The sequence below is a fragment of the endosymbiont of Ridgeia piscesae genome (assembly GCF_001443665.1).
GTDB lineage: Bacteria > Pseudomonadota > Gammaproteobacteria > Chromatiales > Chromatiaceae > Endoriftia > Endoriftia persephonae.
The window spans coordinates 1-13,969 of sequence record NZ_KQ557117.1 but is presented as its reverse complement, the minus strand read 5'-3'; the positions used below and the strand labels follow the sequence as shown (position 1 = coordinate 13,969).

The window sequence follows — 13,969 nt, the reverse complement described above, 5'->3', positions numbered from 1 at the left end:
ATTTCATTACGGGTTAATAAAACGACAAACCCCGGCGTCAGGCCGGGGTCTGTCACTCAATTTTGAAGTCGCGGTCAGTTCGACTTCTTCACCACCACCACCAGTGAGCCTGCGGTGCGGTCGCCACCACCATTCAGAGTCTCCGTCTCGGCCATACCGCCGGTCCCCATGATCAACCCAGGCGCCATGTGGATGTCCAGCTGTGAGCCGTCGTCGGCGAAGGTCAGGGTCACCTTGCCGTCCGGGCTGACTGTATAGGTGCCAGAGGTGCTCTCCAGAGTGCTGTCCACGGTCTGTGTGGTCGTGAACATGATGCCGCTGTTGAGCGGATCGGTGCCCGCCCTCACCCCCTGTGAGACATGTTTGTCACTGGTATCAACCACAGTGAAGCCACCCGCTCCGTCGAAGGTGATATCGCCCTTGCCGATCGAGGCGCCCTGTTCCGAGTAGTTATCCAGATTGCCGATCATCTCGACATCCATATAGATAAATTTATAGACGCCGGTCAGGCTCGCCTGGGTCAGGGCTGCGCCACTGCCACCCACCATCTGGGCGAGCTGGGACTCCAGTGCGCTGAGGCGGTTGTTGACCTCCGTGAGCGCCGCTGTCATGTCACTATCAAGCTTATTCGCCAGCGCCTCCAGCTCGTCGGCGCGGCGGTTGTTGTCATCCACCGCTGTCTTCACCGCGCTGAAGTTGGCATTCACCTCGCTCGCCACGGCGGGAGAACCGGCGCTAAAGGTGTTCGGAATCGTCACCTCAGAGGCGATTGCCGAGGTTGCCAGCATCCCACTCATGGCCAGAGAAAGTGCCGCCAGTCTGATTTTTCTTGCCATTGTTTTGTCCTCAAGTTTCATCATTCTCATTGCCATGTGCTTCCGTCGTTCCAGTTGAAACCGTCCCAGGTTGCCGGGCCGCCATCGCAGATGTTGCCCTCACCATCGCCGTCGCCATCCTCTTGATCCGAGTTGGCGTGCAACGGACAGTTGTCATGTGCGTCATCGACGCCATCGCCGTCATCGTCACTGTCGGCGTTATCGCCGATCCCGTCACCATCGGTGTCCCTGGTCTCTCCTGCATCGAGGGGAAAGGCGTCGTGGGCGTCATCGGTGCCGTCACCATCATCATCCGTGTCGGCATTGTTGCCAATGCCGTCGCCGTCGGTATCCAGGCTCTCGGTGCCATTCAGAGGGAAGGCGTCAGCTCCATCATCTGCCCCATCACCATCGCTATCGCTCAATAACGGGTTGGTCCCTGCGCTGCTCTCGGCGCTATCACTCAGGCCGTCGCCATCATCATCGCTGTCGGCGTTGTCACCGATGCCATCACCATCGGTATCGAGGTGTTCACCGGCATCGAGTGGGAAGGCGTCGTTGGCATCTGCGAAGCCGTCGCCGTCGTCATCGCTATCGGCGTTGTTGCCGATGCTGTCGCCATCGGTATCGAGGCTCTCGCCGGGATCAAGGGGAAAGGCGTCGTGGGCGTCATCGGTGCCGTCACCATCATCATCCGTGTCGGCATTGTTGCCGATGCCATCGCCATCCGTATCCACAGACTCAGCGGGGTCGAGGCCGAAGGCGTCATGGCCGTCATCGACCCCATCCCCATCGGTATCGGCCACCAGCGGCTTGGTGCCGTTGCTGCGCTCATCGGCGTCACTCACCGAGTCCCCGTCGTCATCGCTGTCGGCATTGTTGCCGATGCCATCACCGTCACTGTCGGTGTCTTCACTGGCATCCATGGGGAAGGCGTCTGAGCCGTCGAAGCGACCATCGCCGTCGCTGTCCCGCTTCAGCGGATCGGTGCCATTGGCGACCTCCTGGCTATCGCTGATGCCGTCGTTGTCGTCATCGCTATCGCGATAATCACCGATGCCGTCACCGTCGGTATCACGGTACTCTGAGCCATCCAGGGGGAAGGGATCGGCGCTGTCCGCGATACCGTCGCCGTCATCGTCCGTGTCGGCATTGTTACCGATGCCGTCGCCATCGCTATCGGTATGCTCGGCAGCATCGGTCGGGAAGGCGTCGCTGCTATCCTGTACGCCATCATTGTCGTCATCCGCATCGGTGTCGTTGCCGATGCCATCGCCGTCAGTGTCGACAAACGGGCTGCCCGGGTTGGCGGCATCCTGGTCGTCGGGATCTTGTCCTGCCGGCCAGCCATCGCCGTCCGCGTCGCTGGCACTAGAGGCGTCGGGATTGAGCGGGAAGTCATCGTCCACATCCAACACACCGTCCCCATCATCATCGTCATCGGCGTTATTACCGATGCCGTCACCATCACGGTCGAGAGACTCATTCGGGTCAAGCGGGAAGGCGTCGCTGGCGTCGAAAACGCCATCGTTATCATCATCACCGTCGGCATTGTTGCCAACACCATCGCCATCGGTGTCGGTCTGTTCTGCCGGGTCGGTGGGGAAGGCATCGTCTGCATTCAGGGTGCCGTCGTTATCCAGATCGGGATCGGTCTGCGCCGGCTCCGGGGTGACGGCGATGGCGCCATTGCTCAGATCATCGGTATTGGTAGTGGAGCCAGTGGTGTTCTTCTCATCGGTCAACACCTGCTCTACATCACCCACGGTACGGTTCTTCGGGTCACCTGGGATCGGCAGCGAGGCGGGATCCTGGTCCAGCACATCGAGGGCTGAATTTCCAATGACACTGCTGGGATTACCGTCGACGCTGCCGTCGATGGCGCCATCTGCCAGATCATTGGCCAGCTCACTCAACACCGCATTGGAGTCGCCGGTGGAATGCTGCTCCATCTCGTAGACCACCGCGGTCAACGCCTCCACCGCGGTGCGATAGGTGGCGGTGGCACGCTGCTCTTCGGCACTATCGGTGGTGTCGTTGATCAGCGGCGGAGTGTCGAAGATGTCGATGCTGCTATCGACACCAAAACCGAGTGTAGAGGTCACCTGGGAGGCGGCCACCGGCAGCGCAGCGAGAAACTCCGCCTGCGTCACTGCACCGTCGCCATTACCGCTATAGGGCGCAGCGCTGTCGGCATTTTTGATCGCCAGATCGGTGGCCATGGTGGTCAACGGGGTGGCGTAGATCTGCTCACCGCTGTCGAGCAACGCCTGGGTGATCACGGTACGCATGGTGGAAATCACCGGCGCGGCACCGGTAGTGATATCGGTGGTGTTAGCGTCGCTGGTGAACTCCATGACATAGGGCGGATTGAGCGGGATCGGCAAGCTCAGCCCCTGGATCGCCGCAGCCGCATCGGTGCTGCCGGTAGCCAGCAGCGACCCCTTGAAGCCGGCGGCGCTGTAATCGACCTGGTAGACCTTAACCACTGCATCAGCCAGCGGCCCTTTAACGCCACCACCACCAATACTCCGTGCACTGTCGCTGCCTGTGCCGGAGCTGCTGCCCACATCGTCGGTACCACCAAGTTCGCAGCCGGCCAAGGTGGCCGCAACTGCAACGGCCAGCACGGAGACACGGAATTTGGGGCGATTCTGATTGCCGGGAGAGTGCGATCTCATGCGGATTCCTTGTTGTTTGTTGCTAAAAAGAGACACCCTGCTCACCTGCCATAGAAGCAGGAGTGCCAGATATTTGATCAAATCCGCAGATCAGCTCAACAGGAATAACCAAAAGGGTGAAGAGTGCACGCTTTGTAGCAATACAGGCGCACCAAACTACAAACAGGGGAAGTAAATGCGTGCAGGAGATTGATTTTTTTAGAGGGCTCCAATCAGAGCACGCAGGCAGAGAGCAATAGGGAAAGGTTGTCGATCGACATTGGCTAAGGCCGGATGACTGGCCTTTCCTGCAAGGTCAGACAATCATTCAACAGACACCTTTACGGGACTGGATTGCCAAAAAAACGGAAGGCGGCCCCCGTCATCCGCTGGGGTACCACCTTCCAACCTATTGCCAACCATGCTGGGCATTAGGTCCTGATGCCCTTTTCAACACCTTGTCTGACTTACAACCTGAAAAGAAGTTCGTGCAAACAAACACCGATCTCAAGAACTGCGAACCCGCTCACTTATGTAAACAACAACGCTTTCGAGCTGCCGCTCCTGAGATCGGTTACCGCCCCGAAGAAACCCTTGGGAAGTACCTCAAGATGTTTCGCCTGTATTCTCCGGGTCGGCATCCATCGCGGTAAGTTTAGAACCCCGGGAAAGGGGTTCACCGCCACTCTACCGCAGACTTTTTCAAACGAACGCCAGCCAAAACTCTCACCAGCAAAAGGCAACCGATTGGTGGCAGGGAATTTGACATCTGCGCCTCAAAACCACGAAACTACGCCGTTTTCAGCGGCAGCCATCCCTGCCGGCGTCACCAGCCACTCTTAAAGAGGTAAAAAATGACCAAACAATCCTCCTTCAGCCGCGAAGAGCTGTTGGCATGCGGACGCGGTGAGATGTTCGGCCCGGGCAACGCACAACTGCCCACACCGAACATGTTGATGATGGACCGCATCATCAAGATCTCCGACGAGGGCGGCGCGTATGGCAAGGGGGAGATCCACGCCGAACTGGATATCAACCCTGACCTCTGGTTCTTCGACTGCCACTTCCCCGGTGACCCGGTCATGCCTGGCTGTCTGGGCCTCGACGCAATGTGGCAGCTGGTGGGCTTCTTCCTGGCGTGGGTTGGCAACCCCGGCCACGGTCGCGCGCTGGGAGTGGGCGAGGTCAAGTTCACCGGCCAGGTGCTGCCAAAAGCCAGCAAGGTGACCTATCACATCGATATGAAACGAGTCATCAGCCGCAAACTGGTACTCGGTGTCGGTGATGGCGTGATGAAGGTAGATGGCCGTGAGATCTACGTCGCCAAGGATCTGCGGGTCGGCCTATTTATCTCCACCGACAACTTCTAAACCGACTATGCAGCGGCACCCTGGAGATTGGCTAACCAGCCTTCTCATCTCCCTGATGCTGCTGGTCGGCGCCACTGCTCAGGCGGCCTCAGGTATCGAGCAGATCCTCGCCCTCGACGAGGCACCGGAGGGAGTCGTCTTCGAGATCGCCGAGGACGATGACGACGACCTGGGCTGGGCGATCCCCAAAACCGTGAAACAGATCGAGCGACTGCGCCAACGCTTCCCCGAGCTGCCCGTCGCCGTAGTCACCCACGGAGTTGAGATGTTCGCCCTGAAAACTGAACATCGTGAGGCATTCAGGCCGGTGCATGATGCAGTGCAGTCCCTCACCCAGCAGCAGGATGTCGATCTGCATGTCTGCGGCACCCACGCCAGCTGGTACAACGCCGATGAGTCGGATTTCCCCGACTATGTGGATGTCGCCCCGGTAGGTCCGGTGCAGATCCGCCAGTATCAGGAGCTGGGTTACATCCTGATCCGCATAGAGCGCTAGGGAGTGGAGAGCACTCAGAGCCTGCTTGGCCTGATCCTGCTCACCGCGCTGGCCTGGCTGTTCAGCGAGGATCGCCGCCAGGCCGATCTCCGACTGATCGCCACCGGTCTTGGCCTGCAGCTGCTACTGGCCCTGCTGCTGCTTAAGCTGCCGCTCTTCAAGACGCTGTTCCTCAGTCTCAATCACGCTATCCTAGCGTTACAGACCGCCACCGAGGCCGGCACTTCATTCGTGTTTGGCTACCTGGGCGGCGCCGATCTGCCGTTCAGCGAGAGCACCCCGGGGTCCAGTTTCATCCTCGCCTTCAAGGCACTGCCGCTGATCCTGGTGATGAGTGCGCTGTCCGCCCTGCTCTTCTACTGGCGGCTGCTGCCGCTACTAGTACGCGGTTTCTCCTGGCTGTTGCAGCAGAGCCTCAACATCGGCGGTGCGCTGGGGCTGGGCGCCGCCGCCAATATCTTTGTTGGCATGGTCGAGGCACCACTACTGGTGCATCCCTACCTCAATCAGATGACCCGTAGCGAGCTCTTCTCCCTGATGACCCTCGGCATGGCCACCATTGCCGGCACCGTGATGGTGCTCTATGCCGCGCTCCTCGGTCCGGTGTTACCCGACGCAATGGGCCACATCCTCACCGCCTCGGTCATCTCCGCCCCCGCCGCGATCATGGTGGCACGGCTGATGGTGCCGGAGACCGGCGAAAGCACCGCCGGTCAATTGGTGCTGCCACAGCAGGCGGAGAGCAGCATGGACGCCGTTACCAAAGGCACCATCGACGGCCTGCGCCTGCTGGCCCACATCATCGCCCTGCTGGTGGTGCTGGTGGCCCTGGTCAGCCTGCTCAACCAAACCCTCAGCCTGCTGCCTAAGATAGCTGGCTCACCGCTCACCCTGGAGCGGCTACTCGGCTGGCTGATGGCGCCGATTGTCTGGAGCATGGGCATCCCCTGGCCCGAGGCCCCGGCCGCTGGCGCGCTGATGGGCACCAAGACGGTGCTGAACGAGTTTCTCGCCTACCTGCAGATGAGCCAGCTGCCGGAGGGGGCCCTCTCCGAGCGCAGCCGGCTGATCATGACCTATGCCCTGTGTGGCTTCGCCAATTTCGGCAGCCTCGGTATCATGCTTGGCGGCATGGGCGCGATGGCCCCCGAACGGCGCAACGAGATCGTCGCCTTGGGGATGCGCTCGCTACTCTCTGGCACCCTGGCCACCTGCCTCACCGGTGCCGTGGTGGGATTGATCCTCTAATCTAAAAACCACCCTATAAGGAACAAAATATGTGTAAGAAGTGTTGGAGTCTGGTCACGATCCTATTGCTGCTAATCGCCGCCGGCGCCTACAAATTTCTCATCCAGGGCAGCACCGTACCGGCAAGCGATGGCCGGGTTGCAATCCAGCTGAGCACCGGCGAGCGGGATCTGGTGCTCTCCGAGATGCGCGCCTTTCTCGCCAGTGTCCAGCAGATCACCACCGGAACCGCCAATGAAGAGATGGCAAGGGTCGCCGCCAGCGCCCGCCAAGTGGGCCTCGCCGCCCAGCAGGGGGTGCCCGGCACACTGATGGGAAAGCTGCCCCTGGAGTTCAAAAAACTCGGCTTCGACACCCATACTCGGTTTGACCAACTGGCGCTGGATGCGGAGCAACTGGGGGATCCAGGCCACAGCCTCACCCAGCTCGCTGACCTGATGCAGAACTGCGTCGCCTGTCACGCCGCCTACCGCTTTGAGGTGGAACAGCGATAGGCAAAACGCCTGGCTGACAGCGACACAACAGAACAACTGAGAGAGTAGTACCATGAAAAACCGTTGGAATGACACCGAAGCCGCCCGATTCACCGACGACCTGCAACTACGGGTCTACAGCTCACGCCTGCTCGGCCAGGATCCCTCACTGGTGCTGCACGGCGGCGGTAACACCTCGGTGAAGATCCGCCAACCTGACCTGTTCGGCGAGGCGGAGGAGATCCTCTACGTCAAGGGCAGCGGCTGGGATCTAGCGACCATCGAGGCAGCGGGCTACACTCCGGTGCGGATGGCACACCTGCTGAGGTTGGCTGAACTGGAATCCCTCTCCGATCTAGAGATGGTAAATCAGCTGAAGACCCACCAGACTCTCGCCAGCGCTCCTACCGCCTCGGTGGAGGCGATCCTGCACGCCACCCTACCCTACAAGTTCGTCGACCACACCCACGCCGACGCCATCGTCACCATCACCAATACCAAGGATGGTGAGGCGCGCATCCGCGAGATCTATGGCGACGAACTGGTGATCATCCCTTATGTGATGCCGGGCTTCGATCTAGCGCGGCTGGTGGCCAAGGCGTTTCCCAAACAGGTCAACCCCAACACCATCGGCATGGTGCTGATGAACCACGGCCTCTTCTCCTTCGGCGAGAGCGCCAAAGAATCCTATGAACGGATGATCACCCTGGTGCAGCGAGCGGAGGCATACCTACAGGCCCAGGGGGCCTGGCAGCTGCCGGAACCAACAGTCATTCCCACCCCAGACACCAGCACCCTTTCAGCTTTGCGCCAATCATTATCAGAGGCCGCGGGCCAGCCAATGCTCCTGCAGAGCCATCGTTCACCTGAAGCCATGTCCTTCTGCGGCCGCGACAATCTCGCCACCATCTCCCAACAGGGACCCGCCACTCCGGACCATGTGATCCGCACTAAGCGGCTACCAATGCTGGGCAGCGATGTAGCGGCTTACGCCGAGGCCTACCGCGACTATTTCGAACAACAATCACCCCAGGCGCGCAATCCGGTGCAGATACTTGATCCGGCACCGCGGGTGGTGCTCGATCCGCAGCTCGGCATGTTGAGCATCGGCAAGAGTGCCAAGGAGGCTGGCATTGTCGCCGACATCTACCACCACACCATGCAGATCATCCAGCGTGCCGAGCAACTTGGCGGCTGGCGCGCCCTGCCGGCCAGCAACATCTTCGATGTGGAGTATTGGGAACTGGAGCAGGCGAAGCTGCGCACCGGCGGCACCCCGCCGCCTTTCCAAGGGGAGATTGCACTGGTCACCGGCGCCGCCTCCGGCATCGGCAAGGCCTGTGTCGAATCGCTACTGGCGCGCGGTGCGGCAGTGGTGGGGCTCGATCTCAATCCCGAGATCACAGGGCTCTACGATCGGGCCGAGTTCCTCGGCATCCGCTGTGATGTAACCGACAGCAACGCCATCAAGGACGCGCTTGAGCAGACCCTGCTCGCCTTCGGCGGCCTCGATATGCTGATCCTCAACGCCGGCATCTTCCCCGGCGGCTGTCCGGTGGCAGAGCTGACGGATGAACAGTGGCGCAAGGTGATGCAGGTCAACCTGGACGCCAATCTGAGCCTGCTGCGGGAGTGCCATCCGCTGCTGCAGCAGGCACCGCGGCATGGCCGGGTGGTGGTGATCGGTTCAAAGAACGTGCCGGCCCCTGGGGCAGGTGCAGCGGCCTACTCCGCTTCCAAGGCGGCGCTCAACCAACTGGCACGGATCGTCGCGCTGGAGTGGGCGGCCGACGGCATCCGCATCAACAGCCTGCACCCGGACGCGGTATTCGACACCGGCATCTGGAGCGATCAGGTACTGCAAGCGCGGGCCGATCACTACGGCATGAGCGTGGCGGAGTACAAGACGCGTAATCTGCTGAAGACCGAGGTGACCAGCCGAGATGTGGCGGAGCTGGCGGCAGAGCTTTGTGGAGAGCTGTTTGCCAAGACTACCGCCGCGCAGATCCCGGTGGATGGCGGCAACGACCGGGTGGTGTGAGTGGAAGAGAGGCTATCCAGTGACCCTTTTATTAGCTGTCCCGCAACTGCTGCAGTTCGTTGCCCAGCTCTTCGCTGACCAGCTGGTACTCGAGTTCAATCTGCTGGGCTAGCGGTAGCAGATCATGTCCCCCATCGCTGCGGGCTTTCTGTTCCGCCTCCCGGCAGGCTGAGGCGAGCCTGGAGGCGCCCAGGGTGGCGCTGCTGGAGATCAGCTGGTGGCTGGTCTCGGCAAACAGCTGCAGGTCCTGCTCACCTGCAGCATCCAGCATCTGACTAATCTGCTGCGGGCTACTCTCCAGATAGAATCGGATCATCTCCTCCAGAAGGTCACTGCTGTCGACACCACCCATCGTGTGGATCTTATTCAGCATCCGGCGGTCAAGGATCAGCTCCTCTTCCATCGCCGCAGGCGACTCTGCAGCTTCCGCCTTCAGCTTCCCTCCAACGGGAGTCACCCAGTGTTGCATCACGATAGCCAGCTGCTGCAGGGAGAAAGGCTTGCTGAGATATCCGTCCATGCCCGCCGTATTACACTTCTGTTTGACCCCCGCCTGCACATCAGCGGTCAGCGCGATGATCGTCACCGGGCGGTTCACTGCCAACTGCCGCTCACGCCGGCGTATCTCCTGCGCTGCGCCAAAGCCATCCAGCTCTGGCATGTGGCAGTCCATCAGGATCAGATCGTATTTGACCGCACTGGCGGCATCCACCGCTTCCTGCCCATTCACGGCAAGCTCCACCTGGCAACCCAGATGCTCTTTCAGCATGATCAGGGCGAGATCCCGATTAATCGGATTATCCTCCGCCAGCAACACTCGGACCCCTTCAAACCTCTGCGGTTTATACTGCGGTTCCTCCTCCTGATGCCTCCAGCTCTTTTCTGGTGCGATCTCAACCTCCGGATCGAGCATCCGCTGCATGGTATTAAACAGGGTCTGGGTGCGCACCGGCTTGTTGAGCAGTTCACAATCCCCCCGGCTCACCGCCTCCCGTACCTGGCTGCTCGGCTCAATACCCACCAGCAGCAGGCGGTTGGGCAGCTGATCGCCAAACTCATGCTGGATCTGATGAATCAGATTGAGCCCTACGCTGCCATCCAGCCCCTTGTTGATCAGAATAAAGTCGAACCCTTCGCCACATTCAACGCTGCGCTGCAACAGTGGCATCATCTGTTCGGCCCGGACCAGCGTTTCACGCTGCATGCCGGCCAGCTGGAGCTTGTCGGTGAACGCAGCGCAGGCAGTTTCATTGTCGCACACTAGCAGGATGCGCTTGTCGCGAAGCAGTTCGAGGGGCTGCGGGGCGCTGCTCATCTCACCGCTGCTGAGCGGCAGGCGGAGATCGAACCAGAATCGCGAGCCCTGTCCCGGTGCGCTCTCCACATCGATCCGGCTGCCCATCATACGCATCAGCTGATCGGAGATGGAGAGCCCCAGCCCAGTCCCGCCGAAGCGCCGCTGGGTCGAGCCATCAGCCTGGGAGAATGCACCGAAGATCTGAGTCTGCTCCTCTTGGCTCATGCCGATGCCGGTATCGAAGACCTCCACCCGCACAGCAACATCTGATGCACTCCCCTTGCCCATTGTGGCGCGCAGCAGCACTTCACCATGCTCGGTGAATTTGATCGCGTTGGCCAGCAGGTTGATCAACACCTGACGCAGCCGATTGTCGTCGCCATGCACCATCACCGCCAGCGCCGGATCGGCCAGCACCACCAATTCCAGCCCTTTGCATTGGGCCTGTCCAGCGAGCAGTTCACCGGTCTCCTCAAACAGCTCCAGCAGATTGAAGTCGCGCTGGGTCAACTCCAGCTTGCCCGCCTCGATCTTGGAAAAGTTGAGGATGTCGTTGATGATGCCGAGCAGGGAGTCGGCAGATCGCTTGATCGTCTGGGTGTAGTATCGCTGCCGCTCCCCCTGATCGGTGCTCAACAGCAAATCGGTCATACCGATGATACCGTTCATCGGAGTCCGTATTTCATGGCTCATCGAGGCAAGGAAGGCCGACTTTGCCTGACTGGCAGCCTCCGCCACCGCTTTCGCCTGCTTCAGGCCATCGATCAGGCGATCGTTCTGGTACTGCAAACGGAGATTCTGAAGTGAGGTGCGATTCTCCCGCAGTGCCACACCATTGATGAAGATGGCATACAGCAACAGCATCACAAAGATCAAGCCGTCGATGCTCTCGCCCAGAGTGCCAAGTTTCCAGACCACCGCGATGATCAACGGATTGAGATAGAGCAGCGCGGTAAACAGGTGTATCGACAACACGTGCACCCCGGCGGAGACAACACCAGTTCCCAGCAGGATGCTGTAGAGCAACGCCGGATGTTCTGTCAGGGGAGGAAAGGGCAGCAGAAACAGCCCGCCCCAAGTAAAGCCGGTGAGAATCGAGGCAAATGAGTAGGCCCAAACCCAATTGCCGGGGCGTGCTGAGGGTTGATCGCCAAGCCGATGCAGCAGGATCACAGCCAGGCGGGCGGCAATGGTGGCAAGCAAGGTGCCATACCAGAGCCAAATGGCCTGGCCGGACATTACCACCCAAAGCACCCCGACCAACACCAGACCGGCGAGCGCGATCGTGAGATTGGCGTAGGGCCCGAAGGCGAACAACACCCGCTCCTGCTCCCTGACGATTCGCGCCTTCAGGCTCTGAGGTGCCGCATCCTGCCGTTGATCTGCTTCCATTTCCATCCTCCAACCCAACCAATCCCTAAAAAACCCGATCGATTTCAACACAGCAGACCCGCCACACAACATCGACCTGCTCTGATCTTCACGACACCCTCTAGTGGAAATCCAGAGGCTCAATTATGTTATCGCTCCACAGCAAAGCCAATCGATAAAGCGGACAACTGAGTCCACACAACTGCAACTTAGGACTTTAATTCTTTTTTTGGCTCGTGGTTAGACTAGTAGTTGGAAAGGTTAGATGGGGCTATAAATTAGGTTGCAACAGGACGCGCGCCCCTACGACCCGACAGTTGCACAGAAGCGCTGTCGGACTCTGGCGCAGGACAGATGGGACCTGCAAAGTGAAATGAAAAAATGGCAAACTGCCACTATGATCACAGACTTTGTAGCGATCCACTTGAAAAACAGAATTTACTACATGGAATCTTCATTTCGCGTTTAACTACGTTGTTTCGCAAAGTTTTTTTAGACTACTATAATTCATATTTTGCTGAACAAGCGTCTAAAACAAAACCAGCAGACGCTCATGCGGGGGACAAAAAACTGATAGTTATGGGTACCGAGCCCACGAATGATAGCAAGCTGTTCGACGACCTGCCCGATGGCGCAATCACGCTACTCCAGCTGAGCGACAGCCATATTTATGCAGATCAGGATCGATGCTTGGTTGGTATCAACACGCAAGACAGCCTCGACCAGGTCATCGCACTTGCGCGGCAGCAGCTCAGCACGCCCGATCTGCTGCTGGCCACCGGAGACTTGGTTCACGATGCCTCGGCAGCCGGCTATCAGCGCATCGCAGAGCGCCTGTCGGCCTTTGGCTGCCCGGTCTACTGTCTACCAGGCAATCATGACGTTCCGAAGGTGATGCAGGAACACCTGAACAGGCCTCCTCTCTACTGCCTGCCCAGCCTCCAGCGTGGGAACTGGTCGATCATCTTTCTCGACTCCACCATCCCGGGCAAACCAGGCGGACACCTGGACGATACCCAACTTGAACTGCTGAGTGAGACCCTCAACCGCCATCCCAAACACCACACCTTGATCACCATGCACCACCATCCGGTGCCAGTAGGTAGTGCCTGGATGGATACCATGGCGCTGGTCAACCCGGAGCCGCTTTTCCAGCTGCTGGAGCAACATTCACAGGTCCGCGCCGTACTGTTTGGCCACATCCATCAGGAGTTTGATACGAAACATCGCGGCATACGGCTCATTGGCACCCCCTCCACCTGCATCCAGTTCATCGCTGGCCAAGACAAGTTTGGCATTGACAGCAAGCCTCCAGGCTATCGGGCCATGGTGCTGCTGGAGAGCGGCGAAATCCGCACCGAGGTCCGGCTACTCCAGTCCTTGCCACTTGGCCTCGACCTCAGTTCCGGCGGTTACTAAAGGACGATCGGCACAGCCTCTGCCACAGACATGCTCTGCACTCCATGTGCGATACGCACCGCAACCAGCTCCACCCCAGCCTCAGCAACCACTCTACGCAGGGTTTCTGCATAGTTCGGATCGATCTGCTCGGCGGGTGAAAAAACGGTCCCTTCCGGCCGGTTGATGGCATACACCATGACGCCACGGTATCCCCGCCGACAGGCCTCTGCCAGCATCCGCAGGTGTTTTCGGCCACGCTCGGTCACTGCATCCGGAAACAGAAGCGACGCCCCCTCCAACAGGGTGACATTCTTCACCTCAACCCAGGCATCCGCCCGTGGACCCTGCGCGAGGAATAGATCGAAACGGGAGCGGGGCTCTCCTGGAACCTCGAAAACACGCTCCCGCTCCACTCTTGCGTAACCGGCAAGGGAGTCGATCAGACCGGCCCTGACCGCCTCCTCAATCACCGGATTGGTCCGCCCGGTATGCACACCGATCCAGCCACCCCCCATCTCGACTCGCTCCAGGGTCCACTCCAGTTTGCGCCGCGGGTTGTCACTATGGCTCAACTGCACTGCAGCACCTGGCCGCCAACACCCCAGCATGCTGCCGGTATTGGGGCAGTGTGCGGTTACCTGCCGACCATCCTCCAACTCCACGTCGGCCAGAAACCGTTTGTAACGCTTCTCAATGCGACCAGATATTAATCGTTCCGAAAGTATTGGCAGTCTATTTTTGAACTTGCCAAAATATACTTTGTATCTGACATGCGGAAGAAACTCTTAATCAGCGAA

Annotated in this window: 10 protein-coding genes; 6 read left to right on the top strand and 4 right to left on the bottom strand. The window is 59.5% G+C overall.

The window, feature by feature from the left end; translation table 11 throughout:
• Window positions 1–74: 74 nt before the first annotated feature.
• Both Ga0074115_RS02385 and Ga0074115_RS02380 read right to left on the bottom strand, forming a co-directional pair.
• Window positions 75–836, bottom strand: coding sequence for a transcriptional regulator (locus Ga0074115_RS02385; RefSeq protein WP_232432862.1), 762 nt, complete (start codon window positions 834–836; stop codon window positions 75–77).
• 26 nt (window positions 837–862) lie between these two features.
• Entirely contained in the window at window positions 863–3,496 is a 2,634-nt protein-coding gene (locus tag Ga0074115_RS02380) for a thrombospondin type 3 repeat-containing protein (protein ID WP_060528169.1), read from the bottom strand.
• Window positions 3,497–4,329: 833 nt separating this feature from the next.
• Between Ga0074115_RS02380 and fabA the strand changes: the two genes are divergently transcribed.
• The 5 genes from fabA to Ga0074115_RS02355 are packed head-to-tail and all read left to right on the top strand — an operon-like array spanning window position 4,330 to window position 9,103.
• The gene (gene fabA / locus Ga0074115_RS02375) at window positions 4,330–4,845 is read left to right on the top strand and encodes a 3-hydroxyacyl-[acyl-carrier-protein] dehydratase FabA (protein ID WP_005961657.1); all 516 of its coding nucleotides are present in this window, start codon (window positions 4,330–4,332) and stop codon (window positions 4,843–4,845) included.
• Window positions 4,846–4,852: 7 nt separating this feature from the next.
• Entirely contained in the window at window positions 4,853–5,341 is a 489-nt protein-coding gene (locus tag Ga0074115_RS02370) for a DsrE family protein (RefSeq protein ID WP_057957088.1), read from the top strand.
• Between the two features lie 3 nt (window positions 5,342–5,344).
• Window positions 5,345–6,589: a NupC/NupG family nucleoside CNT transporter gene (locus tag Ga0074115_RS02365; protein WP_060528168.1), complete on the top strand. Its 1,245-nt coding sequence runs from the start codon at window positions 5,345–5,347 to the stop codon at window positions 6,587–6,589.
• A 29-nt stretch (window positions 6,590–6,618) separates the two neighbouring features.
• Window positions 6,619–7,083, top strand: coding sequence for a hypothetical protein (locus tag Ga0074115_RS02360; protein ID WP_057957087.1), 465 nt, complete (start codon window positions 6,619–6,621; stop codon window positions 7,081–7,083).
• A 52-nt stretch (window positions 7,084–7,135) separates the two neighbouring features.
• Window positions 7,136–9,103 carry a bifunctional aldolase/short-chain dehydrogenase gene (locus tag Ga0074115_RS02355; protein WP_057957086.1) on the top strand — a complete coding sequence of 656 codons (1,968 nt, stop codon included), beginning with the start codon at window positions 7,136–7,138 and terminating at the stop codon, window positions 9,101–9,103.
• A gap of 31 nt (window positions 9,104–9,134) precedes the next feature.
• Here Ga0074115_RS02355 and Ga0074115_RS02350 read toward each other — a convergent pair whose 3' ends face one another.
• Window positions 9,135–11,792, bottom strand: a complete 2,658-nt coding sequence (locus Ga0074115_RS02350; RefSeq protein ID WP_057957085.1) for a response regulator — start codon at window positions 11,790–11,792, stop codon at window positions 9,135–9,137.
• 558 nt (window positions 11,793–12,350) lie between these two features.
• Between Ga0074115_RS02350 and cpdA the strand changes: the two genes are divergently transcribed.
• Complete coding sequence (gene cpdA, locus Ga0074115_RS02345) at window positions 12,351–13,190, top strand: 3',5'-cyclic-AMP phosphodiesterase (protein ID WP_057957084.1); 840 nt, start codon at window positions 12,351–12,353, stop codon at window positions 13,188–13,190.
• On the opposite strand, the gene sfsA is transcribed toward cpdA, so the two are convergent.
• Window positions 13,187–13,897 (bottom strand): DNA/RNA nuclease SfsA, encoded by a 711-nt coding sequence (gene sfsA, locus Ga0074115_RS02340; protein ID WP_057957083.1) that lies wholly within the window; start codon window positions 13,895–13,897, stop codon window positions 13,187–13,189. The genes cpdA and sfsA overlap by 4 nt on opposite strands.
• Window positions 13,898–13,969 lie beyond the last annotated feature (72 nt).